This is a genomic window from Ruegeria sp. AF2 (genome assembly GCF_056542025.1).
On the sequence record NZ_JBQFZC010000002.1, the window covers coordinates 98576 to 122481 of the forward strand.

Annotated in this window: 18 protein-coding genes and 1 tRNA gene; 6 read left to right on the plus strand and 13 right to left on the minus strand. The window is 55.8% G+C overall.

The features are described from left to right. Positions 1-35: 35 nt before the first annotated feature. Positions 36-2249 carry an NADP-dependent isocitrate dehydrogenase gene (locus ACR0NM_RS08260; RefSeq protein WP_170465585.1) on the plus strand — a complete coding sequence of 738 codons (2214 nt, stop codon included), beginning with the start codon at positions 36-38 and terminating at the stop codon, positions 2247-2249. Between the two features lie 385 nt (positions 2250-2634). Here the strand turns inward: ACR0NM_RS08260 and ACR0NM_RS08265 are convergent, their stop codons facing one another. From ACR0NM_RS08265 to ACR0NM_RS08320, 12 genes are all read right to left on the minus strand, one after another. Further along, positions 2635-3741 (minus strand): transporter substrate-binding domain-containing protein, encoded by a 1107-nt coding sequence (locus ACR0NM_RS08265; protein ID WP_170393909.1) that lies wholly within the window; start codon positions 3739-3741, stop codon positions 2635-2637. A 43-nt stretch (positions 3742-3784) separates the two neighbouring features. Then, on the minus strand, positions 3785-5047 hold the full coding sequence (locus ACR0NM_RS08270) for a transporter substrate-binding domain-containing protein (protein WP_170625684.1): 1263 nt from the start codon (positions 5045-5047) through the stop codon (positions 3785-3787). A gap of 22 nt (positions 5048-5069) precedes the next feature. After that, positions 5070-5849: a PP2C family protein-serine/threonine phosphatase gene (locus ACR0NM_RS08275; protein WP_170393913.1), complete on the minus strand. Its 780-nt coding sequence runs from the start codon at positions 5847-5849 to the stop codon at positions 5070-5072. Continuing rightward, positions 5849-6832 (minus strand): FHA domain-containing protein, encoded by a 984-nt coding sequence (locus ACR0NM_RS08280; protein ID WP_170663469.1) that lies wholly within the window; start codon positions 6830-6832, stop codon positions 5849-5851. Before ACR0NM_RS08280 ends, ACR0NM_RS08275 begins: the two co-directional genes overlap by 1 nt. A 200-nt stretch (positions 6833-7032) precedes the next feature. Beyond that, positions 7033-9201: a serine/threonine protein kinase gene (locus ACR0NM_RS08285; RefSeq protein WP_480614046.1), complete on the minus strand. Its 2169-nt coding sequence runs from the start codon at positions 9199-9201 to the stop codon at positions 7033-7035. A gap of 340 nt (positions 9202-9541) precedes the next feature. Then, positions 9542-10831, minus strand: coding sequence for a dynamin family protein (locus ACR0NM_RS08290; protein ID WP_170511884.1), 1290 nt, complete (start codon positions 10829-10831; stop codon positions 9542-9544). Continuing rightward, positions 10828-12870 (minus strand): dynamin family protein, encoded by a 2043-nt coding sequence (locus ACR0NM_RS08295; RefSeq protein WP_170407302.1) that lies wholly within the window; start codon positions 12868-12870, stop codon positions 10828-10830. Before ACR0NM_RS08295 ends, ACR0NM_RS08290 begins: the two co-directional genes overlap by 4 nt. A 68-nt stretch (positions 12871-12938) precedes the next feature. Further along, positions 12939-13802, minus strand: a complete 864-nt coding sequence (locus ACR0NM_RS08300; protein WP_480614048.1) for a hypothetical protein — start codon at positions 13800-13802, stop codon at positions 12939-12941. 22 nt (positions 13803-13824) lie between these two features. Next, the gene (locus tag ACR0NM_RS08305; protein WP_170818330.1) at positions 13825-14226 is read right to left on the minus strand and encodes a hypothetical protein; all 402 of its coding nucleotides are present in this window, start codon (positions 14224-14226) and stop codon (positions 13825-13827) included. 25 nt (positions 14227-14251) lie between these two features. Beyond that, positions 14252-15901: a dynamin family protein gene (locus ACR0NM_RS08310; protein ID WP_170393927.1), complete on the minus strand. Its 1650-nt coding sequence runs from the start codon at positions 15899-15901 to the stop codon at positions 14252-14254. An 8-nt stretch (positions 15902-15909) separates the two neighbouring features. Beyond that, a complete protein-coding gene (locus tag ACR0NM_RS08315; RefSeq protein WP_170393929.1) occupies positions 15910-17910 on the minus strand; it encodes a dynamin family protein in 2001 nt (666 codons plus the stop codon). Between the two features lie 2 nt (positions 17911-17912). Next, positions 17913-18326, minus strand: a complete 414-nt coding sequence (locus ACR0NM_RS08320; RefSeq protein WP_170393931.1) for a hypothetical protein — start codon at positions 18324-18326, stop codon at positions 17913-17915. Between the two features lie 768 nt (positions 18327-19094). Here ACR0NM_RS08320 and ACR0NM_RS08325 point away from each other — a divergent pair. Beyond that, positions 19095-19179 (plus strand) — tRNA-Leu (locus ACR0NM_RS08325). Between the two features lie 50 nt (positions 19180-19229). Here ACR0NM_RS08325 and ACR0NM_RS08330 read toward each other — a convergent pair. Next, positions 19230-19847, minus strand: a complete 618-nt coding sequence (locus ACR0NM_RS08330; protein WP_170732693.1) for a TetR/AcrR family transcriptional regulator — start codon at positions 19845-19847, stop codon at positions 19230-19232. Between the two features lie 161 nt (positions 19848-20008). On the opposite strand from ACR0NM_RS08330, the gene ACR0NM_RS08335 reads away from it, so the two are divergent. From ACR0NM_RS08335 to ACR0NM_RS08350, 4 genes are all read left to right on the plus strand, one after another. Continuing rightward, positions 20009-20938 (plus strand): AEC family transporter, encoded by a 930-nt coding sequence (locus ACR0NM_RS08335; RefSeq protein ID WP_170393935.1) that lies wholly within the window; start codon positions 20009-20011, stop codon positions 20936-20938. A 102-nt stretch (positions 20939-21040) separates the two neighbouring features. Further along, positions 21041-21874 carry an S-formylglutathione hydrolase gene (fghA, locus tag ACR0NM_RS08340; protein ID WP_170562027.1) on the plus strand — a complete coding sequence of 278 codons (834 nt, stop codon included), beginning with the start codon at positions 21041-21043 and terminating at the stop codon, positions 21872-21874. A gap of 3 nt (positions 21875-21877) precedes the next feature. Continuing rightward, on the plus strand, positions 21878-23338 hold the full coding sequence (sthA, locus tag ACR0NM_RS08345; RefSeq protein WP_170818326.1) for a Si-specific NAD(P)(+) transhydrogenase: 1461 nt from the start codon (positions 21878-21880) through the stop codon (positions 23336-23338). Next, a complete protein-coding gene (locus ACR0NM_RS08350) occupies positions 23335-23790 on the plus strand; it encodes a YaiI/YqxD family protein (RefSeq protein WP_170511868.1) in 456 nt (151 codons plus the stop codon). The genes sthA and ACR0NM_RS08350 overlap by 4 nt, the downstream gene beginning before the upstream one ends. The last annotated feature ends 116 nt before the right edge of the window (positions 23791-23906 follow it).

The window sequence follows — 23906 nt, forward strand, 5'->3', positions numbered from 1 at the left end:
CACGCCCCTGAAAGGCTTAAAAAAGGTAAGGGAATATGGCAGAAAAATCGAACTTCGACGTATTGTATACCATTGTAGACGAAGCGCCCGAGCTGGCGAGCGCCTCGTTCCTGCCCATTATCCGCAAGTTTGCGTCAGCAGCCGGTGTCAGCGTCGGAACCAAAGACATTTCGCTGGCCGGGCGCATTATCGCGACCTTCCCCGAGAATCTGACAGACGAACAGCGTATTACGGATGATCTGGCCGCGTTAGGTGAGCTGGTGAAAACACCGGACGCAAATGTCATTAAACTGCCCAACATTTCGGCGTCGGTGCCCCAGCTGGTGGCTGCCATCGAAGAGCTGCAATCACAGGGTTATGACATTCCGAACTACCCCGAGGAGCCTTCGACGGACGACGAAAAGGCGATCCGTGCGCGTTATGACGCCATCAAGGGTTCGGCCGTGAACCCGGTCCTGCGCGAAGGCAACAGCGATCGCCGCGCAGCGCGCGCTGTGAAGAACTATGCCCAGAAGAACCCTCATTCGATGGGAGAGTGGAGCGCGGACAGCAAGACCAAAGTGTCTTCGATGCCGGGCAATGATTTTTACGCCAATGAGAAATCGGCAACGATCACTGCGGCGCAAGCCGGCGATGCCAAGATTGAGTTTGTGGGCAAAGATGGCAGCGTTACGGTTCTGAAAGACGCTTGGCCACTGGCCGAAGGAACTGTGGCCGACGCAACATTCATGTCGGTCAAGGCGCTGTCGTCGTTCCTGACCGAAGCCATTGAGGACACCAAGAAAGACGGCACCATGTTCTCGCTGCACATGAAGGCGACGATGATGAAGGTCAGTGACCCGATTATCTTCGGCTATGCAGTCAAGGCGTGGCTTGCCCCCGTGTTCGAAAAATTCGGTGCAGAGCTGGACGCACTGGGTGTAAACCCGAACTCGGGTCTGGGGGACCTGCTTGAGCGGGTTCAGGGCAACGCAGACATCGTCGCCGCAATCAATGCGATCAAAGGGGATCGTCCGTCGATGTATATGGTGGATTCGGACCGTGGCATCACCAACCTGCATGTCCCGTCTGATGTTATCATCGACGCCTCGATGCCCGCAGTGATCCGTGCTGGCGGCAAGGGTTGGGACGAAACCGGCGCCAAGGGCGATACTAACTGTGTGATCCCTGACCGTTGCTATGCACCGGTGTATGATGAGGCCATCAACTTCTTCAAAGCCAATGGTGCACTGAACCCAGCCACCGCAGGAGCCGTCGCCAACGTTGGATTGATGGCGCAGAAGGCCGAGGAGTACGGCTCGCACCCGACGACGTTTGAAGCGCCCGCAGATGGTACAATCCGTATCGTTCTGGCCAATGGCGAAACGCTGCATTCCCATGACGTCGAAAAGGGCGACATCTGGCGCGCCTGCACCGTCAAGAAGGCCCCGATCGAGAACTGGATCCAGCTGGCGATGGACCGTCAGCGCCTGACCGGGTCCGAGGCGATCTTTTGGCTGGATGCCAACCGCGCACATGACGCCGAGCTGATCAAGTATGTCAAACCAGCGCTTGAAGCTGCAGGCGTGGCCGACAAGTTCTTGACTATGGCCCCGCGTGAAGCAACCCGCCAGTCGCTGGAAACTATCACGGCGGGCAAGGACAGCATCGCCATCACCGGTAACGTATTGCGGGATTATCTGACCGACTTGTTCCCGATCCTCGAACTGGGGACGTCGGCCAAGATGCTATCAATCGTTAAACTGATGAATGGCGGCGGTCTGTTCGAAACCGGTGCAGGTGGTTCGGCGCCGAAACATGTTCAGCAACTGGTTGAAGAAAACCACTTGCGCTGGGACTCCATGGGTGAATTCTGTGCGCTCGGAGAATCCCTGAACTTCCTCGCTGACAGCAAGGGCAACGCCAAAGCGGGCGTCCTGGGCGCCGCTGCCGAGGCTGCCACGCAGGGAATTTTGGATAACAACAAGTCACCCAGCCGCAAAGTCGGCCAGCCGGATAACCGCGATAGCCACTACTGGTTCGCTCGTTACTGGGCCGAAGCTTTGGCGGGGCAATCCGATGATGCTGGGCTTGCCGCCGAGTTTGCACCGCTCGCGAAAGAGTTGGCGGACAAAGAAGAACAGATTTTGTCCGAGTTGGCGGCAGCGCAGGGCGCACCCGCCGATCTGGGTGGATACTACCACACTGATCCGGCCAAAGCGGCTGCGGTGATGCGTCCAAGTGCGACCCTGAATGCGATCATCGGATAAGCCAAGGGTTGCATAAACGCCTAAAAAGAAACCGGTCCGAAGAGGGCCGGTTTTTTCATGCCCTGAAAAAGAAAAAGGCCAGCCCCCATAGCCAGCCTCTTTCTGAGTGAGTGGCGGGGCTTACGCCTCACCGGTGCAGTTGAGTTCATCCTACGCTTATCGTTCACGCTGAATATTCGGGAATTCCCGTAGACGGCCGCCTTTTATGAGCGATTAAGGATAAAAATAGTCATTATGTATGTGCAAATAAGACCAAATGCTGACTGCGCCACGTCTGAGGCCTAGTCAGTTGGCTTTGCCGTTATCATTGAAGATTCTGACCCACCGACAAAAAAAGGGCCAGTCCGAAGACCGGCCCCTAAGAAAGGTCATAACGACCGAGGGATTAGTTTGATGCTGCGTTCAGCTTTTCATTTTGTTCGCGCAGCGTGTCGGAAATAATCGCGTACCATTCGCCGGATTCGCGCATCTCGATCAAACCCTTGTTCATCATCGCGATGTACTCGCGCGCGAATGGATTGGTGCGGTGTGCAAGGAAGCTCATCGAAGACAGTGTCGAGACATACGGGTTCTCAACAATATCCGCCGAGGTCAAACCCATATCTTTCATTGTCGAGGCAAACAGATCAACTTCGAATGCAGCCACGTCTGCCGTACCGGTCAATACGGCATCGAGACATTCGCGAGCCGAATTGGGTTGGACCACGGTTGTGTTCTCGCGGTTCAGCCCTTGTTCTTCCAGCACCACCATGCTCCAGCCTGCCATGCGGCAAACGGTCGAGCCCTCAAGGTCGGAGAAATCTGTCGCCTTTGCGTATTCGCTTTCAGGCAAAGTGAAGAAACCTCCGACAATGTCATATACCGGAACAGAAGCGACAAATTGGGTACACCGGGCTTCGGTCTCTGCAGACCACTCATATGAGCGGTTGGTACAATCCGGTACAGTCCACGCGATCGAAATATCAAACGCACCCAGTGGCAACAGTGTGTCCAGATGCGAACTCCAGTCATCTACAAAGCTGACCGAGAAATCGCGGCTGTTACCAGCACGCTGAAGGCTTGTCGTCGCCAGACGGGTCATGATGCCACCGCCGCTCAGATCTTCAGTAGTGAACGGTTCCCAACCGTTGCCAGCGACCATCTTGATCGGAGGCGCGTAGACATTCGAGCGCTTGACGCTTGCAGCACGTTGTTCTTCTGCCGCGATCAGTTCTTGCGCGCTCTGACCGTTGGGCAGGCTGCCATCCTCACAGGGCAGCGCCAGTACCAGACCGGGGGTTAGCGAACCGGGATTGGTGATTGCATTGCGGTTAGCGTTAAAGATCGGCTGATAGTTTGAGGTGCCGTAGGCGGCAATGGCGATGGTCGCCAATGTGTCACCATCCTGAACCGTATAGTTGGAGCAGGCCTCTTGAGCGGCGGCTGCACCTGCGCTCAGGGCGGTGAAGGCTGATGCCGACAGTACTGCTTTCTTCAATTTCTTGTTAAACATGTCCACTTCCTCCAGACTTTGTTTCGTTGGGCCAATCAAGGCCTTAGCCATTTTCCATTTGATAGCGCAGTGCGGTAGATACGATGTCGCGCCACTCGCCTGATTGTTGCATGATCGCCAGACCCTGGTTGAGCGTCTCAAGGATCGCTTCCCCATCCGGATTATCTTTGTGGGTCATGACGTTAAGCGACTTGATTGCCGCTAGGTTGGGGTTTTCGATGATCTGATGTTCGTAGCCCAGACGCCCGATTGCTTCGACCGCCAGATGCGCTTCGATCGCGACAATATCGGCTGTGCCATCCATGACTGCGCGAAAACAATCATCGGGTGAAACGGGGCGCATCAAAGTGATTGCAGGCTCGTAAAGACCAACTGCATCCATATGCGACAATGACCAACCTTCCGGCCTACAAATCGTTGTGCCCGCGAAATCTGCATAAGTCAGAGTCTCTTCGTAACCCGAACCGCTTTTTGCGAAGAACGTATCAACGACCTCGTAGAATGGGTTTGAGAAATTATAGGTTTCGCACCGTGAACGATCATTTTCCGACAACGTAGCGGCTTGTTCACAGTTCGGCCGCGACCAAGGGAATGTGGCGTCAAAGGCGAGAGTCGGCATCAATAGGTCCAGATGCGACGACCAGTCATTAACGAACTGAATCTTGTAGGACTGCTCGGGCGCGGCCCGCAGCATCGCGGTTTCAACCAGGTTGGTATAAAGCCCACGATTTGGCAGCGCTTCATCCGTAAACGGGGCGTAGTTACCACCCGTGATCAACAAAATCTGACGGTCACGAATTTCAGGGCTTTCGCCACCATCCGCGTTGCGGATCAATGCGGCACCTTCCGCACGCGCTGCTTCGATCTCTTTCTTGGCCGCAGCCTTGGCCGCGATTACGGCTTCTTCGCTGGTCTTTTTAGCTTCGGCCTCTGCAGCGGCCACGCGGGCTTCGGCCTCGGCAATGGCTTTTTCAGCCCGTTCCTCGGCAGCTTTGACCAGTTCCGAGGCCATTTCGGCAGCCATGCGGCCAGCTTCGGTATCCGGCAGTTGCGCCGCGCGCCCGATATCTTCAAGACAAGGGAAAGTCAGAACATCACCGACGCGAATGATATTGGGGTTCGACCCGATCGTATCCCGGTTCGCATCATAGATGACCCGGTAATCTTCCGTCGCGTAGACGGCAATTGCCAGTTCCCGCAAGCTGTCACCGGGCTGGATTTCATAAGTCGAACACGCCTCTTGCGCCGATGCTGCACCTGTTGCAGCAGCAAGAGCGAGGGTGGATATGATAAGATGGTTTCGCATTTTGTCCTGTTTCACTGCCTGTCTAAGTCTGTGCCGGTTTGACCACGGCGATTGAAATGTTGTCCTGATCCGGGTCTGCCTTTGCATGCAGTGCTTGAAGCAGCGCATCAGCAATATCGCGAGCCGGGGAATGAATATGCGTACGCACCAGCGTTTCGATCTCGGAATTGCCGAGATATTGCAGACCATCACTGCCAAGGATCAGTACATCTGCCGCAATCAGCGCCAATGGTTGTTCCGGACAATCCACTTTTGGAATCGCAGCCCCCATGATCACCGAAGTCAGTTGGTTACGATCCGGATGGCCCTGCGCCTCTTCCGCGCTCAGTAATCCTTGCGCGAGCTGTTCGTCGATCACCGGGGCCATCGAGTGATCTTCGTTGACCTGTGACAGGGCATCATTGCGGAACAGGTAAAGTGGACTGTCACCGATCGAGATCCAGAATACGCGTTGATCCAGCATCAACATGCCCAGAAGGGTGGAGCCCAGATTGACCTCGTTTTCCTCACTATGGCTCGCCATAGCGGCGTTGGCCTGCATTGCGGCCAACGGCAGAGCGTCGAGCAGTGCGCTCTCAGCAAGGTCGGGCCCATCCAACTGGGCATCCATCGCATCGCGCCAGGCTGAAATGACCAACTGCGAAGCGACTTCGCCCGCTTCATGGCCGCCCATACCGTCGGCAATCACGACATAACCCGCGTCTGCCGCGTCAGAGACCCGCGCAGCAATCGCGTCTTCCTGCGAGTCGCGCTGACCCTGGTCCAGGATCAGGGCAATATCATATGCAGGAGTCGCCAGCATTAATCGGCATCCCGCCAGTCAAAGCCGTCATCACAGAAAGCGGTGAAGCGGATCGAGGTTTCGCTGATCCGGATCAGATCGCCGCTGGACAAGGCTATGGTGCTGAGCACAGGCTTGCCATTCAGGCGCACCAAGTTGGCCTTGCCGCCATGGCCCAGATAGCATTTCCGGTCCTCTGGGTCATATGCGATGACGGCGTGATTGCTGCGAGAGATCCCGGTGTCGCCGAAATCCAGCTGAATAGCCTGATCGTCGTTCCGACCGATCTGCATCAATCCCTCGGTCAAGGTAATCGCGGCACCCCGGCCCGGTCCGGCGGTCACAACCAGCCAGCCAACCGGGAATGTCTGTTCGGCCGCTTCTGTCTTTTCAACAGGCTCAGCTGTTTCCATCAGCTCCTGAACATGCGTGTCTGCACGCTCGAAACCCAAAAACGTCGTCTTCACACGAGAACGCCGATCTTCAGCCGGTGCAGGTGCAGGTGCAGGTGCGACCATGGCGGGTTCCGGGGTTACATCAACAGACTCCGGTTCCGGTGTGGGTTCTGCGACGATTTCCACCTCGCCCGCAACTTCGGATACGACTTCAGGTTCGATGGCGTCTGGTTCTTCTACGGTGACTTCGGGTTCATCGTCCTGAACCTCGTCTTCCGCAGTCAGATGAAGCGTGACAATCTGTTCATCTTCTTCGACCTCTTGAACCTCGGCCACTTCTTCTTCGGTCGCCTGATCTTCGATCTGGTCTTCCGAAAACTCGGGCATCGGTTCTTCGGGGATCAGTTCGTCTGCTTCCTCGTAGCTGTCCGAGCTAACGTTTCCACCCGCAAGGGCCGCGCGCAGGGCGTTGAAATCCGCAATCGGAGCAGCGTTTTCTGTTTCGACCGCTTCCGCAACGGTTTCGGTTTCGGTTTCCACCGCATCTTCTTCTTTCGGTTTTCCGGCACCTTCTAGAAGCCGGCTCAGAGGGCTTTTGTATTTGAACATGGTGTCGTCACCTTCTTTGATTTCTGATGCGGGGTTTTACCCGCGGGACTGCTACAAACCGCTTCGCCGTAGGCGCAGGGCACTGATGAAGAGGAAACAGAGAAACATTTACGTCGCGACGGGTTGGTCCCCGACGGGGTGACGCGATGGGCGGCACCCCCAGCACACTGAAACTGGCGATAGTCACATCAACTGGGCGATCACTCCTGCGTTAGTTGCATGACCGCAGTACTTTCAGCTCCGTTGCGCAGAATGCTTAGGCGCGCCTCGGGTTGGTTGTCGGAAACAAGTTGAGCAAGGATGCCGTCCAGACTTTCGGGCTCATTGATCGAGACACCAGTCTGTGTTTCGCGCAGCAGCACATCCCCCCGCTGCAAACTGCCAGCAACTTCTTCCGGAACAGATGCGACGACGGTTTGCCAACCTGCCTCGCCCGCATGAGCCACATCAAACGAATAACCGTTCAGAAGGCCAAAACTGCGGAAGGCGGGCAGGGCCAGCAATCCATTCTGCGCGCGTGTTTCGCCCAGACTGCGATAGCGCGCTGCTACACGGATATACCCGTCTGGATCGACCGAGAAATTATCTAGAACATACGATGCAAGCGTTGTGTCCGGACGAATAGGTTCACCATTCAGAGTAAAAATCGTAGCGCCCCGTTCGACCCAATCCCCGATCACCGACCTATCTTGACCGGCGTTCAATCCATTGATGGCAATGACACTCCCGGTCGAGCTGCGACGCTTGGACATCGTGAATGGAATCTCAATATCCCAGTGCCCAAATGCGACCTGGTTTTCGGCTAGATTTACCGGCGTCGCAGGTGCGATGGGTGTGATGTCTTCAACCGTAGGTTCCGTCACTTCAGGTTCCACCAAAGCGATTTCTTCGGGTTGCTGCTCTGACACAATGGCGGCTTCCGGCACCTCATTAGCCTGCTCGACAGGTTGTTCTTGCGCCGCTTCTGGTTCTGATGCCAAAGCGACTTCGGCCTGTTGCGGCTCTGTTGTGGCTTCGGCGGTCTGCTCGACGGGTTCCGGAGCTGCTTCTGCGGGCACCGGAGTAGTCGGAACCTCTGCAGTCACCGGAGTTGCCTCGGGCGATTGCTGATCGCCCGGCATTACGAAGTATCCACCTCCTGCCAGAGCCGCCAATACAATCGCGATACCCGCGATCATCTTGCCACTGCCGCCCGAGCCGCTTTTTACAACGGTGTCGACTGCAGCAACGGCCTCGTCCTGAGGTGCAAATTTAGCAAGAGTGTCTTCCGTTTTTTCCTCGTTCCCGAGGGCCAGATCAGAGTTCCCGGCCAGCAGCGCGGTCACGACGGCCTCCGCATTCTCGCTTTCGGCTTTGATCCGTTCTTTTTCGGCCTCTTCGTCTTTGCGATCCATGCCAACAATGACCGAAACAGGGCGATACGCGAAACTGTCGAACATCACACCGGGACCACGGAACATACGCAGCCAGTCCAATGCGGTTTGCACACGGTCAGTGGCGTGCACTTCCATTGCTTTGTCGATCGCCTCAAGGAACCCGTCAGGATAACCTTTGAATCGCCCTGTCAGCGGTTCATAAGGATCGTCTTGGCCGTTGTTGAACGCATTCAAACGTGTCTGGCCATCAATCGGTCGCTCGCCGCTGATCGCATGATACAGCGTTGCAGCCAGTACATAGAGGTCACTGCTGGGGCCCTGATCCGCGCCACGCACATAAAATTCGTGCGGCGAGTACCCGTCCTTAATCACGCGCAGCGTCAATAGCGCCGCTGACTTGTGTGCCGCCTGCTCGCGTGCTGCGCCAAAGTCGATCAGGATGGGTTCGCCATTCTCATCGATCAGGATATTGTCGGGTGAAATATCGCGATGTAGCATGCCGCTTTGGTGAATGAACGACACCGCAGACAGCATTTTTTCGGTGACCTGAACGATAAAGTCCGGTCCGCTCTTGTTTTCGGGTTTTTCGACATAATCCAGAAGATCGCATCCGCGGATCAGGTCCATCGCGATATAAGCGGTGTCGTTGTCCTCAAACACCTGATGCACGTCGACGATGTTGGGATGAACCAGCCGCGCATGGTTGCGTGCTTCCTGAATGAACAGGTCGATAATGGAGCGCAGGTCTTCTTTGTGGTCAGGGTTGGCAGGTTCGACCAGATCACCATTCCGCTGACAGAGCGCCCCCGGATAGCATTCTTTGATGACCACATCGCGATCCAGACTATCGCGCGCGAGATAGGTGATCCCAAACCCGCCGTTGCTTAGGAACCGGAGGATTTCATACTGTCCGCGCAGCAGCTTTGCGCCTGGCTGCAATCCTTCGATTTGAGGTTCGTCGTGCGTTGCGCCGACCGCCTGGTTGTGGCTCATTTCTTCCCGCCCATTCTACTCGTTTATTGCGGCATAGATAACCAGGGCTTCAGCCCGCGAACTCACAACCAAACACAACCGCAGGACACTTAAGACGGTTAGACGTTTCAAATTTGACTTTATTGGGGCCGCCTGATGGCTTCACTATGGATCACAAAAATCGAAATCGCCTATATAGTGAGTCCAGACCCTCATCCCACAATATGTTGTGTTTGCCTGATGGAAGAAATGGATTCTATACCGCCGAAATAGACGCTTGGTCCACGAATTCGAAACAATATCGCGCTGATTCCGAACGCTTCGAATCGCTGCGATGCGGCTCAATTCAAGCGGGAAAAACTTATGTGCCGGTTTTTGGGGGCGCCGACGCAACAGAGCTGCCTGCCCAAGCCAGATTGTCGCTGAGTTGTGCGAGAATGCTTATTGCATCCTTCAGCGGTGCGTCCCCGGTTTCAAACTGCAGCAACAGCAACAGGTCAGTGGCCTTTTCAAACTCGGCCGGAATCCAGTCTGCTTTGGGATCGATTTCGGTACCAGATTCTAACCTTTCGGCAAAATCCTCGACGATTTCCTGACAGCTTTGCAGGAAGGCCGCCGGTTCAATATCTGAGCTTTCGCGCAGATCGTTGTAAATGCTGGCGATGGCCGCAAGCCAGTCTTCAAGGATTGGATTGTCCAGGGGGGGCAGGGCGGCCTCTAGGCTTGCCTGCACAGTATTGCCGTCGGCCTCAGCGCCATCTGTCGAAGCCGCACCAGTAAGGTTCTCCAGATAAGGCATAAACTCTTCAGCCAGATCTTTTTGGGCGGCCTCAAGATCATGGCGACGGTGATCAGAGGCTATGTGCAAAACCTGTTCTGCCAAGTTCTGCCCGCCACAGGTTTCCCACAAAGCAAAGTCGGGTTCAGGCTCTTGTTCCATGGCCCGTACCGCTACCGGGGTGCCGATGGTCACAACCGCGCGAAACAAATCGCCCTTCTCCTTGTTCAGGCGTGCGACTACCCGATCCAGAGCATCCCGCACCGGAGGCAAATCGGCATGTGTTACAGCCAACAAGCTGTTATCGCGCAGCTTTTGAGGGACCTGCGACCACAAATGGCGTTCGGTTTCACGCCAGGCGTTGGTGCCATTGGTGCACCAGATCGCACAATCCACATAGTCGAGCAAATTTAGAGTCTGTTTGTAGGTATCATCCAGTGCACCGGCACCGGGCAAATCAAACAGCGAAATCTCCTGCAGGGCAGGGGTATTCAACCCGACCGAGATGAAATCGGGTTCATCCGCCGCTGCCTTTTCCAGCGCTATACCGGAATAGACTTTGGGTTCCTTGTCCCACCAACCAACGGTTGTCTCAGGCGTATCGGCATAGGCCACGATCACCAGGGGCAATTTCAGATGCTGCGGCCCGGTGGGCAGAATGTCTGCCCCCGCCAGCATGTTGGCAAGGCTGGACTTTCCGGCTCCAAACTCCCCGGCAAAACCAATGGAAACCGCGTTCGAAAGCCGCTCGGCATGGGCCAGCGCGCGGGCGCGCATATCATCCAGCTCTGCCGATGAGGGTGCATTTTCGGTGGCGGTCAGGAAACGCTCTAGCTGGCGCACTTCCTTCTCGGTTCCGGGGAATTCAATCATTCTGCGGCCTCTGCCTGTCGAGTGTCCACGGGTGCAGTTCCGTGCACCGCCCCTAGTTCATCGCTGATGCGCCGCGCTTGGTCAACCGCACGTTGCGCTTCGGCGCGCGCGTTCGACCCATCGGGGCCTGCGCGATGTTCCAGATGCCCGGCCAGCAGCGCCATATAATGGTCAAGAACGGTTTTCATCCGTTCGATCAGGTCGCTTCTGGCGGTATCTACAAGATCGTCTCCGATCATCTCAAACTCTTGAACGATCATCCGTTCGGCGCGGTTCAACACACTGCGACGCGATATCAGTCGCGACAGCCATGTCACACGCAACTCAACCGTAATGCCACGCGTCAGCGCGCTTGTATTTGGACGGAACCAACGCACCGCGCTGGTATTCATGCGATTGTCCACGGGCTCCTGCCATCCGGGCAAGGCGCGCAAAGCAGCATTGGTCTGCATATCGATTGCGTAAAGCTCACTAAGCATGCGCTGCCGCACCACCTGGGTCGCGCCCTGGACAAGCTCGCGCATCCGCTCACGCAGAGGCGTAAAGTTCAGCTCGGTATCTCCGTCTTTGGCCAGCAAAGGCGATTGCCCATCAGGGCCGCGCACAACGATCGAGACAGCCTCGGCAACGGTGTCATCCATAACACCCCGCAAATTGGCCAATACATCGTCCATATCATTGGTGATGGCCTTGGATTTATCTTCAACTAGCGCGCGCAACTCAGAAAGCGTTTTGTTGTTTTCTTCGACATCCGCTGTGTCGGGACCATCCTTTTCTTCAATCGCACGAAGCCGCGCAGTGCTGCGCTCAAGCTCACCTTGGGCAAAACTGTTGAGGTGCTGCCACGCAATATTAAGCTGTTCTTGGCGCGGTCCTTCGGTCAGGGCTTTGGTCACATGACGGCGCAGATCGGGCAGGCCCGATGCGATCATCGCGGCAAATCGCAATACACCTTCGCGGCTGATGGGGCCGGGGCCTTGTTTGATCTCTTCGACGCCGTCAAGATATTGCTTCATCTGTTCGGGATGCGCCCGCAGCCACGCCAATATCTGATCATGGTCGATTCCGGTTTCATCCCCGGTCAGCGCATAATGGGCCCATTGGGCGCTGCCCATCAGAACGTCAATCTCCGAGTTGCCAAGCGCCTGTTCGAGCCCATCCAATACGTCAGTGCGCACTTTGCCGGCATCTTCGGCGCCACCACCCAATTCGTCCACGCGGTTGATGAAGACCACGATCTGACCAAGCTCTAGCGCTTGCATCAGGCGGAATAGCTTCAGATCGGCCCGCGACAACGCCTGATGCGCAGACAGCACGACGACGAAAAAGTCGGATTCCTTGAGATACTGGCGCGAGATCTCTTCACGGATCAGCAGCGGGTCATTGACACCGGGTGTGTCTGTGACTGTCACCGGATACGGAAAATGGCCAATGTCAAAATAGACCTCGGCCTTACGGGTGATGTCGCTGTAAAGGCCCCGATCTGAACCGGGGTCATACTGGTCTTCATCTGTCGGGTCATCCCCGGCACAGACATAGCGCGCCAGGTCATCCGAGGTCAATTCATCCAGATCGTGATGCTCGCCAAGAAGGTGTTTGTAGCTTTCCCCCAAGCGTAGCTTGGCGCGGGTTTTCATTGCCTCGACCTGCTCTTCGATCATCTCGCGCTTGTAGCTGTCCTCTTCATCAGGGAACATGTTGCGCAACTCTTCACCTTCGGCGATCAGGGCCTGCCATTGGCGATTGTCGAAGAAATGAAACTCGGCGCCCGACGTCCGACCGGACGGATGACCGAAATGCATGTCGGTGATCACTGTCGTCCATGGGTTCACGTCCGAGGGTAAATATTCTGCATGCCCGGTGAAACCGTTGATCAAGCGCGATTTTCCGGCCTTGATTTGACCTACGAATGCTATCGAAGGCTTGAGGTTCGACAAGTCGTCAACGATGCGCGAGATGAAGTGACGCGTTTCGTCATTGCTCGTCCCGTTCATGTCTTCTGCGATGCGAATAAGCTCGCGGCGGTTTAACTCACTCATAAGATTTACCCTGGTAACTCGTATTTTGTTTAACTTTGCAAAGTGGACACTATTTGGCAGGAACGCGGTTATTCAACGGCGCTATTCAATGTTTTCCATAGGTTGACGACAGCGCCCAGCTTGCGGGCGTCATGAACGGCGGCGGCGGTATCCTGACCGTCGCACAAGATGGCGAGACCCGCGCCTTGTCCACCTGTCGGGCGAATGACGATCAGCTGTGGATCAGTTAAAGCATCGGAACCATCGGCCTGCCATCCCGCCAGATCCCGGGTGAATCGGGCCAATATATCCGTGTCCGGATGTGCGTCTTGGCCCTGCGCACACAACCCGTCAAATTGCATCTCGTCTTCAGTCGACCCAATCAGTATTCGACCTAATGCGAACCGATCCGCGCCCTCAAAGAATTTTCCGGCAATACTGGTGGCGCCTTGTGACGCAGTTTCTGGCTGGGCTTCTGGTTCTAAGGTCTGGTCGGAAACGATGGCCATGCGTGGCTCTTCGATTAGTTCGATCCGCGCGCAGGCCGCTTCGACCTCCGAAAAGGTAACCCCTACGTCATCAGCCTCAAGCGCCGTATCCGGGCGCAGAGAAACCAACTCAAGCGGGCCGGGTGCCGTTGCAATTTCCGACACCACTTGCGCCAGTCGTTCGATCAGTTTTTCGCGTGCTTCGGTTTCAAAATCCGGGACAGGGCCCGAAGCACAGCGGAATACGTCGGTGACCCGAGAGCTGTTGACTTCGATAGCCAAAGTTGCCCCGTCAGCCGCCGTAAATTCCAAACGCCTAGGCAAGATCGTGCCCCGGATGGCCCCCAGCACCTCATTCCGGCGTAACAGTGCGCTGCTACCCGATAGGTAGATTGCAGGCGATAAGCGCGCGACCGAAGTCCGCCCGATCCCTTCGAGCATATCCAGTATTTCACTATCCATCATGCGTGACCCCCTCTGGTCCCGTCTACACCGCGGCCGCCACCGGCCCGAGGCTGAGATGTGATTTCGTAAGCGCCAGCCCGACATTCGCGCTGTCGCGGCAGATATAGCATACCACGTGATCAGGATATTCTGTTGTCCTGAGAAAGATGTGCAGCCGGTCGTTTGAAAACACCGCGATTTCCCCAAATCCGGGGTGTTCAGTATCGTCGATTTTTGCCGCACGCAGAATTTCTTCGAATCCCTTCATACCGCGTCCCTGAAACAGATTAGCTACTGCAAGTGCGAGATTTTCGAGCGCATCAGCGCTGTCTTGGTCCGACGCGTCGACGCCCAATAACATGCCGGTCTCCATGTCGACATACCCGGCTGCGATGCAGTCGGGTATGGTTTCGATGGCCGAAGCCAGAGCAGATTCAATCGACATTCAGATGCCCACCTTCGGGTTTAATCTAAATCGCATGCCACTCCGCTCCGCCGTTTTTGCGAGCCTCAGAAACGGCGCGCGGTATGTCTTGATTCCGCTTAGCGTCATGTTCCAACGCAATCTGGTCAAACTCGGACAAGAATGCTGCAAAGGCGCTTTTCAGGCCATTTGCATCGTCAGGCAGGTTCTCACGCGCCACGATTTCACCCCACATTGCTGCAGCACTGAGTGGCGTTTCTATGAGGCGATCGCCCAAATCATCTGCCTTGTCATCGGCTGCATCTTCAATCTCTTCGGCAGCAGCTTCACCCACCATTGATACGACGCGGTTTGGAGCCAGCGCATTCGATTCGGGCTCCGGTTCATATTCGTCTGCCGAGTTTTCCGACTGTTCCGCCAACAGGGCCGTAATCGACGAAACCGATACTTCGATATCTGATGATTCTTCGGCGTCTTCCGACGGCTCTTGTTCGGTGTCCGCAGCTTCGACTGCTTCCGCTTCGTCCTCTTCTTCGCCCAAGACGATCAGTTCGGCATCTTCCTGCTCTTCCTCATCATCGTCATCCATGAAATCAAACTCATCCACGTCGGTGATGGGGTTTGCCAAGAGGTTCAAATCCAGCGGATCTTCCGTCTTGTCAGAGAACAAGGCACGTAAGTCTTCATCAGCAGGCTCCGCTTCGGTCGCCATTTCCGCGCGCATCCGCTCGGCTTCTTCTGCATCAATCCGCGCCTGTCCGGATTCCTCGGTGCGACGCTCCACGCGGGCAGGGCGTACCGGGAAACTTGTAACCACATCATTCTCGGCAGAGTCATCTTCCATCGGCGTGACAAGTTTCAGCGGTGCATCGCCAGAGGTTTTCTCGGGCCGCGATGGCTGAACTTTGGGTGCGTCTGACAGGGATTTGTCAATTTGATAGCGCGACAGCATATCCGCACGGCTGTCCATGATCTGCTCAGTGATCTCAAGGAAACTGTCGACCATCTTGCCGCCGCCGCTGCGTGACCACAACTCGGCGTCGCCGGTTTTGTCACGGGCCATGATGGCATCACGGGCCGAGAACAGGATCGTGCGATTGAACAAATGACCCGCTTCCCGATTTACACGGCGTAAGACCTTTTGACGGTCTTTCTGATTCAAGGCATCTGCGCGCGTCACCAATAGCAGCGACTTGTGCTGCAGACGTTCTGGCAGCGAAACCCAAGTGGCACGTTCAGTCTCCCGCCAAGCTTGGGTCGAGTGCGTGCACCACAACACACCATTGGCCTGGCCAACTGCGCGTTGCCAGACATCCGTCGAAATCTTCGGGTCCGAAATGCCGGGTGTGTCGATCAGGTCGACCGCCTCAAGAATGTCGGCTTCAAGGAAGATGCGAATGAACTGGGCGTCGTTGACACCAACCTGTTCAAGCTGATCCAATTCGATATTCTGCGTACTACCATCATGGCGTTTGATATAGGCGGGTCGATTGCCCCAGCTGAACCAGATCGGCGGCAGTTGCGTCGCTGTGACCTGCGTCGGCAGTGCCTGTTTGCGCAGCAGGAAATTCATCAACGTCGATTTGCCTGCACTGAATTCCCCCATGAGCGCAAACACAGGTTTGCGGCGGGACCACTGCTCGATGCGGTTCCAAGCCTTGGGAGAGACGAAGCGGGTTTGTGATTCTTTTACCATAACTCTTCTTATGCTGCTTCGTTACTAAGGTCTTTCAGGATATCGCCCAGAATATCGTCACGTGATTTCTGCGGCTTCTGCTCGGCCATCTGGGCCGCAGCCCTTTCAGGCGATTGCGAGATGCTGAGCAGCGTGTCCTTCTGTTCGGCAATAAAGTCGGTCAACGTGGCCCGCACGTTCTCTAAGACGGCGGCGATCTGGTTTTCCTCGATGTCTTTGGTGATCGAGTTCGCCTCGGACGCGATCAAACGCGTATAGTCTGCGGCATAAGCTTCAAACCCTTTGCGGCGTTGCCACCAACGTCGCCACCATGTGCTCTGCAGGTCCAGTGCGATTGTGCGGCCAATCCCTAATGGCGGGGGTACACGCGGCACGATCGGAGCTTCAATGTTGAATTCACCTAAGTGGTTGCCCAGCAGCTTCTGATACAGTGCCTCGACATCCGCTGCAGCAGCCGAATACAGAGCACCGGCATCCTTACGCATGGATCGGGCAAAGCTGAAATATGCCGCCTTCTGCAAGGTGCGCAGACCTGCCGGATCATATTGCCATGTACCCTGCTCACCATTCTGTTCCAGATGTGAGATCAGAGAATCCGTCGCACGTTTGACAAAATTTGCTTCTGCGGACGCAAGTCGCTCTAATACCTTGTCGCGAAGCTTGGTTGTCAGTTCCGAGGCTTTCTTTTCGTACTCAGCCGAAACCTTTGCGATCGCTTCTTCGGGCGACGCACCGTCCAGATCCCGAACGATACCGTCGGAGTTTGACAGCGTCTTGGCCACTGCAGTAGCCCGGATCTGGCTGGCGATGTTGCGCGCCCGATGGCGAACGCGATCCAAAAGACGCGTTCCTGCACCCTCAGCGATACGCTCATTCATGGCGAGCAGCAGATCAGGCAATCCTGATAGCGCCCAGATCTTATCCAGCGATGCAGCCTGATCGCCAAATCCAGCCGCCAGATAGAAGGTGTTCAACGCCTCGCGCGATTCCTCAGTTAGAATGTCCGGGTTTCCGGTTAGCGCAGCCTCGGCCCACAGAGCGCTGCCAAAAACAACGCTGGTGTTGGCGTCTATGTTGTTCTGTTTCAGTGTGTCTTGAATACGATCACGTATCTCAGGCACTTGATTGACCGGGTCTGACAATTCATCGATGCGGTTCACGAACAGGATGATCTGGCGGTTCTCGAACTGTGCGATGATCCGCATTAGCGCCATGTCCATCGTGGTCAGCGCCTGGCTGGCAGCCAAAACAACAACACACACCTCTGATCCACGCAGGCTGCGTAGGGTGATTTGTTCGCGCACCATAAAGGTATCGTTCACTCCTGGGGTATCGCAGAGCTTGAGCGAGATCGGATATTGCGGGATATCCATGAACAGCTCGGCCGATTTAGTCACATCGGCGAAACGACCCGTCTTGGGGTCGATATCCGGGTCATCCTCATCCCCGAGGCAGACATACCGCTGAATCAGTTCATCGTCGAAATAATCATACTGGTGGCTCTGACCGAGAATCAGGTCAAAGTGCTTCCCAAGCCGCTCTTCTGATTTGGCCTTCATCTCGCCGATTTGACGGCGAATATCGTCCATCTCATCATCGGCACCGGCTCGATTAGCCAACTCGCCCAGACGACCGCCGCCAACCATCAGATTGTCCCATTCTTCCTGCTCGAAGAATGTGAATTTGGAACGGGTGTCGCCTTCTGTGCGGGTGTTGATGTTCAGCGTTGTAACCACCGAGGTCCACGGGTTCACATCCGAAGGCAAAAGATTTGGCCGCCCGGCCAAAATGTTCACGATTGAGGATTTGCCGGCCTTCACCTGCCCCACCATCGTGACACTGGCGGTAAAATTCTCCATTTTGGTCTTGAGCGCAGCCAGCCGTGCGGAAGACCGTGCATCCGCCACCTCTGTCAGTTGGTCGATCTGTGTCGTCAACGAGGTCATTGCCTCTGTCATCTCAGACAGGGACTCGTTTCCGACAGACAGAAGGTGGTCGTTACGCGCCATGGTCAGCCTCCGGTACCAGTTGCAGCGATGTGGTTCCCTGCCCCGTCAGGCAGGCTTGCAAGCGTGTCGATTCGTGCGATCAGGTCCAGCGCGTTGCCGAGGATTGCGGCCTCGGTTCGCGGTGAAATCGATTCATATGCGAAAGAATCAGCCAGAACTTCGATTGAACTGAAGCCTTCACCATTTTCCAAACAAGCCACACGGCGTCCGGTCGGAAAATCATCTGTTTTGTTGGCAGGCAGCGGCATGCGGGCATTAGCCAGCAAGTAGCGATTGCCCGAATGCGTACGGAGAGCGACGCCGAATCCTGTGCCAGGGTGCTGACGGTTCAGGGTTTTCAGTTCGCCAATAAAGCTTTCACGCGCAAGGCTGACAGCGTCTTGCTCGGAAGCAACGGATTTGATCTGGTTGGTCACGACAGAGACCCTTGTTCTGGAGTTGAGCAGAAACTCGCACGGTGCCAGAAGGCAAAAAGACTCATTAACTCCTGCGCCCAATCAATTACGATTACCGCGGTGTTATTTTGACGCGAATAGGATATTTTGGCGTTTGAAATGTGGCACAATTATGATGGCGCCTCATAGAAAAACCTCAACCTATGAGAGTGTAAGCCACGACGTTGAAGAGTTGCCCAAGTTTTTATGGCTTTGATTGCTTATTAAAAAGTCTGAGGTTCCGTCGCGTCAAGGATTTGCACGCCGCTTCTTACTTTTTTGAAATATATAGAAATAATTTCTATTTCTGTGATCGAAGGAACCTCTGATTGAAATTCGATACGAAACCACTCACCTCAAGTTACACTTTTTTGAAATGTGCCCCACACAAAGTAATCTCTGAGCGACTCAACGTATGCGAGTTTAAGATAAAGAGAAAAATTGCGATAAATGTTCGCTAAATGGAAACAAAAAGAAGGACCAGAGAACGGGCCTTCACACAGGTGAAATTACGACCAAAACCAGCACCTGAGCACTGTTCGTGCTGGAAAGACTGGCCAAACCGCATTCTCACTGTCCAAGGCACGTTCTTTAACATTTGGCACATGCGAGTTCTGGTTAAACTTACTTGGGCAAAAGATTGTTTCCAGCGAGACGATAATAAACTGCCCTCTCGCTTGATTTTACCTCTCGCACTCATTCAAAAGCTTTGCTATTCAGCGCGTCGTCGCGGTGCTTCGGCATCGGGTTGCGGGTGTGGCGAAATTGGTAGACGCACCAGATTTAGGTTCTGGCGCCGCAAGGCGTGGGGGTTCAAGTCCCTCCACCCGCACCAACACGACTTCTTACCATCAATGTGATTGATCGCTGGCGAACTTACGCAGTTCAAACGCCGTAGCGGGCCATAAACATGTCGACGGCCTGTAATGCAATCTCGTCTATCTCGTTCTGGTCAAATCGATTTTGGATACCGAACGCCGCGCGGCCCCATAGTCGGACTTTGCACAGTTCAGAAAACTGCTCGGCCGCGATGTTGACGTCTTCAACCGCCAACTCACCTTTACCAACCGCCTTGGTCAGATATTCGGCCATCTGGCGTTGGCCGTTCTTCGGCCCTGCTTCATAAAACGCTTTACCAAGCTCGGGGAATCGGTCGCGCTCGGCCACACATATGCGAAAGACTTGCTGCGCGAAGTCCGAGACGAGAAAAGCCGTAAGCTGAGTGGCTGCTATCGTCAGCACCTCGCGGGCTGGCTTGGTCTCATCGATCATCGAAAGGATGCGTTCAGACATCAGGCGACATTCGGTCTGGGCAACCTCGGTGAACAACAGTCGCTTGTCGGGGAAATAGCTGTATAGCGTTGCCTTCGAAACACCCGCCGCACGCGCGATGTCATCGACGCTTGCGCCTTCAAACCCATCCGCCATGAAAACCTCTCGGGCCCCACGTAACACCTGGTCGAATTTACGGCCTGTACGCAGGATGGTGGCGGCTTGGGTCATGATGTCTCCGGATTGCGATATCCCGCAACACTATAAACCGTTCGGTTCAGTTTCAACGCTTTTCACTCCGATAGCGGTTTTGGCACAACGTTACGGCTTCAATCGTACCGCCGACCGTGCGTCAACCTTGCGAGCCTGACCAGCCATGTTAACACGTTGCCATGGTCGAGATATTTCTGCGCACTCTCCCCTTTTTCGCAATCATCGGCCTGGGGTTCTGGGCCGGACGCAGCCGGTTTTTCCCTCCCGAGGCGACAGCATATCTAACCAAGTTCGTGTTTTTCTTTGCTTTGTCGGCTATGCTATTTCGGTTTGCCGCCACCCTGCCCTTTGCCGAAATTTTCAACGGTCGGCTGGTGATCGGGTATCTGATCGGCACTGCTGGCGTCTATGCGCTGGCGACGGCTATCGCTTATCTCCGAGGGCTGGACATCCCCACCGCCGCGGTCGAGGCGCAATGTGCTGCTATTGGCAATGTTGGGTTTCTGGGCCTGCCCATGCTTGCGCTGTTATTCTCCGAAGCCGCCATTGGTCCCGTGATGTTGGTGCTGACAGTTGATCTGGTTGTGTTTTCCTCATTGATCGTGATTCTGATCAACGGTGGCCGCGATGGTCGGCTCAGCCTGGGGACGATGCGCCTGATCGGGATTGGCCTGCTGAGAAACCCCATGATCTTGTCAATCTCCGCCGGATTGATCTGGTCTGCGTTAGAGGTGCCTGTACCAGCCCCGCTTAATGATTTTCTGACAATTCTGGGCGGTGCGGCTACGCCGGGGGCGCTGTTTGCCATCGGGGCGTCACTGGCAGACAAATCGGCCGAGCGCATCCAGATCGCGGGCTGGTTGAGTTTTTGCAAACTGGTGCTGCATCCGTTTTTCGTGGCACTTATGGTGATTTGGCTGATCCCGGTTGCCTCATTCCCTGCGATGGTCGCAATCGCGGCGGCGTCTTTACCAGTTGCAGGCAATGTTTACATGCTGGCCGCGCACTACGGTGTGGCCCCGCAACGGGCATCTGCTGCCATCCTGTTATCTACCATCGCCAGCATTCTGACCGTCCCGCTGGCGATAGGATGGGTCAGCGGATTCTGATCTTCACCTTTTCGAAAAATGAGCTTTCCAGAGGTGGCTGCACTTTACGCCGACGCTGCAGACCGGTAGCCATGGCCCGGAAACAACGTGAGGATCAGCTTGATGGAAACCCTTTCGGAAAATGCCTGTTTTGGTGGTGTGCAGGGCGTTTATCGCCATGCTTCCTCGGCCTGCAAATGTGATATGACATTTGGCCTGTTTCTTCCAGCCGAAGCCAAGGACGGCCCCGTTCCTGTTCTGTGGTACCTGTCGGGCCTGACCTGCACCCATGAAAATGCCATGACGAAGGCGGGTGCCCAGGGCTGGGCGGCCGAACAAGGCATTGCGCTTGTGTTCCCCGACACTTCACCACGCGGCGAAGGCGTGGCAGATCACGAAGACTATGACCTTGGCCAAGGCGCAGGATTCTATGTCAATGCCACGCAAGGCCCTTGGACGCCTCACTTCAACATGTGGGATTATGTTGCCGAAGAGTTGCCGGCCCTTCTGGCCGAGAACTTTGCGATTGATCCTGATCGTCAGGCCATCACAGGACATTCGATGGGTGGGCATGGCGCATTGACGCTGGCGATGAACCTGCCCGGGCGTTACCGCTCTGTTTCGGCCTTCTCGCCGATCTCGAACCCCATGGGGGCGGATTGGGGCCGCAAGCAACTCAGCGCGTATCTGGGCGATGATGAGACCGCATGGGCCAAGCATGACGCGTCGGCGATGATGAAAAGCACAGGCTTTGACGGACCGGTCCTGATCGACACCGGTGCAAACGATCAGTTTATGGATCTGTTGCGCCCGGAGGCACTGGCGCAGGCAATTGCCGAGCGTCGCCAGCAGGCCACCTATCGCCTGCAGCCCGGCTATGACCATTCCTACTATTTCGTGTCCACCTTTATGGAGGATCACATCACCTTCCACGCCGAAGCGCTGTATGGGGACTGAGGCATGAGCAAATATGACTATGACCTGATCATCATCGGCTCGGGCCCTTCAGGCCGGGCGGCGGCGATTCAGGCAGGCAAATTGCAGCGCCGGGTGCTGGTGATTGACCGCAAAGATCGTTTTGGTGGTGTCTCTGTTCATACCGGAACGATCCCATCGAAAACCTTGCGAGAGACGGTGCTGAACCTGTCAGGCTGGCGCGAGCGCAGTTTTTATGGGCGCTCCTACCGGGTCAAGGATCAGATCAGCGCCGAGGATCTGAAAGCACGGCTGCACATGACACTCGATCATGAGGTCGATGTGCTGGAGCATCAGTTCAACCGCAACCATGTTGAAACGCTGAACGGGTTGGCGACGTTCACGGGGCCACACGAGATCGAGGTGGCTACGGATGCAGGCGAATCCACGCGTCTGACAGCAGCCAAATTCCTGATCGCCACCGGCACCAAGACCTACCGGCCAGATTACGTGCCTTTCAATGGCAAAACTGTCGTCGATGGAGATGATTTCCTTGAGATGGAGGAAATCCCGCGTTCGCTCTGCGTGATCGGTGCGGGCGTGATCGGCGTTGAATATGCAACCATGTTCTCGGCGCTTGATGTCCGGGTGACGTTGATCGAACCGCGCGAGACGTTTCTGGATTTCATCGACAAGACACTTATCCACGATTTCACACATCAGATCCGTGAAAATGGCGTCGATCTGCGGTTGGGTGCAGCCGTCGAGAAAATAGAAGACGCCGGTAGCCATGTTGAGATCACGCTGGACAATGGGCGGCACGTCCGGGCCGAGATGCTGCTGTTTGCAGCCGGGCGGATGGGGGCAACCTCGGCGCTGAACCTGGATACGGTTGGCATTGAAACGGATCATCGCGATCGTATCAGTGTGGACCGCAAGACCTATCAGACCTCGGAGCCGCATATCTATGCCACCGGAGACGTCATCGGGCATCCGTCGTTGGCCTCAACTTCGTTGCAACAAGGGCGGGTCGCGGCCTGTCATGCGCTGGAGACTCCAACCCTGCCGGAAAGCCCCTGGTATCCGTATGGGATCTACTCGGTCCCCGAAATCTCAACCTGCGGGATGTCCGAGGAAGAACTGCAGGAGCGTGGTATTCCCTACGAAGTGGGCGTGGCCCGTTTCCGCGAAACCTCACGCGGGCACATCATGGGGTTGGAGCATGGCATGCTGAAAATGCTATTTTCGCTCAAGACCCGGCGGGTTCTAGGTGTGCAAATCGTTGGCGAAGGGGCAACCGAGCTGATCCATATTGCGCAGGCGGTGCTGAACCTGAAAGGCACGGTGGACTACTTCGTGCAGAACACGTTCAACTATCCGACCCTTGCCGAAGCTTACAAAATCGCGGGGCTGGATGCCTTTAACCGGATGCCCATTCCGGACGAATTCAAGGTGCGCAAATCGACGCCAAAGGCGAAGTCAGCCCCAAAGGTCAAAGAGGCGTGACGACGCTTTACATCGACGGGGATGCCTGCCCGGTCAAGGCCGAGGCTGAACGGGTGGCAACCCGGCACAAGGTGCCGATGGTTCTGGTCTCAAACGGAGGGCTACGCCCCTCCGCCAACCCGTTGGTGCAGGTAGTGATCGTCGCCTCGGGAGCAGATGAGGCGGATAAGTGGATTGCCGAACGCTGCGGCACCGGCGATATTGTCGTTACCTCTGATATACCGCTGGCCGCCAAGTGTATTGAAGCCGAAGCACGCGTGCTTCGGCCCAGTGGTGAGGCTTTCACTGCGGCCAATATCGGCCAGCAATTGGCAATGCGCGATCTGATGGCGGACCTTCGCGCGGCGAACCCGCTGGGGACAGGTGGCGGGGGAAAACCATTTAGCAAAGCCGACCGGTCGCGTTTTCTAGATGCGCTTGAGCGCGAGATACGCGCTGCCCTTCGCAGGTAGTGCTCCCGCCGGTCAGAGACGCATCAAAGATGCGTATCCTCCCGTTGGGCTGGGCAGCGCGTGCCGCGCGGCGGTTGGCGCTTGCATCTCTGACCTGCGCTTGGTTCAGTCGGTGG

Bases quoted from the DNA above. Each gene is read 5' to 3' on its own strand.
- ACR0NM_RS08295 (WP_170407302.1), bottom strand. From the start codon at position 12,870: ATGAGTGAGTTAAACCGCCGCGAGCTTATTCGCATCGCAGAAGACATG.
- ACR0NM_RS08300 (WP_480614048.1), bottom strand. From the start codon at position 13,802: ATGATGGATAGTGAAATACTGGATATGCTCGAAGGGATCGGGCGGACT.
- ACR0NM_RS08330 (WP_170732693.1), bottom strand. From the start codon at position 19,847: ATGACCCAAGCCGCCACCATCCTGCGTACAGGCCGTAAATTCGACCAG.
- sthA (WP_170818326.1), top strand. From the start codon at position 21,878: ATGAGCAAATATGACTATGACCTGATCATCATCGGCTCGGGCCCTTCA.
- fghA (WP_170562027.1), top strand. From the start codon at position 21,041: ATGGAAACCCTTTCGGAAAATGCCTGTTTTGGTGGTGTGCAGGGCGTT.
- ACR0NM_RS08310 (WP_170393927.1), bottom strand. From the start codon at position 15,901: ATGGTAAAAGAATCACAAACCCGCTTCGTCTCTCCCAAGGCTTGGAAC.
- ACR0NM_RS08275 (WP_170393913.1), bottom strand. From the start codon at position 5,849: ATGCTGGCGACTCCTGCATATGATATTGCCCTGATCCTGGACCAGGGT.
- ACR0NM_RS08280 (WP_170663469.1), bottom strand. From the start codon at position 6,832: ATGTTCAAATACAAAAGCCCTCTGAGCCGGCTTCTAGAAGGTGCCGGA.
- ACR0NM_RS08285 (WP_480614046.1), bottom strand. From the start codon at position 9,201: ATGAGCCACAACCAGGCGGTCGGCGCAACGCACGACGAACCTCAAATC.
- ACR0NM_RS08305 (WP_170818330.1), bottom strand. From the start codon at position 14,226: ATGTCGATTGAATCTGCTCTGGCTTCGGCCATCGAAACCATACCCGAC.
- ACR0NM_RS08270 (WP_170625684.1), bottom strand. From the start codon at position 5,047: ATGCGAAACCATCTTATCATATCCACCCTCGCTCTTGCTGCTGCAACA.
- ACR0NM_RS08290 (WP_170511884.1), bottom strand. From the start codon at position 10,831: ATGATTGAATTCCCCGGAACCGAGAAGGAAGTGCGCCAGCTAGAGCGT.
- ACR0NM_RS08315 (WP_170393929.1), bottom strand. From the start codon at position 17,910: ATGGCGCGTAACGACCACCTTCTGTCTGTCGGAAACGAGTCCCTGTCT.
- ACR0NM_RS08260 (WP_170465585.1), top strand. From the start codon at position 36: ATGGCAGAAAAATCGAACTTCGACGTATTGTATACCATTGTAGACGAA.
- ACR0NM_RS08335 (WP_170393935.1), top strand. From the start codon at position 20,009: ATGGTCGAGATATTTCTGCGCACTCTCCCCTTTTTCGCAATCATCGGC.
- ACR0NM_RS08265 (WP_170393909.1), bottom strand. From the start codon at position 3,741: ATGTTTAACAAGAAATTGAAGAAAGCAGTACTGTCGGCATCAGCCTTC.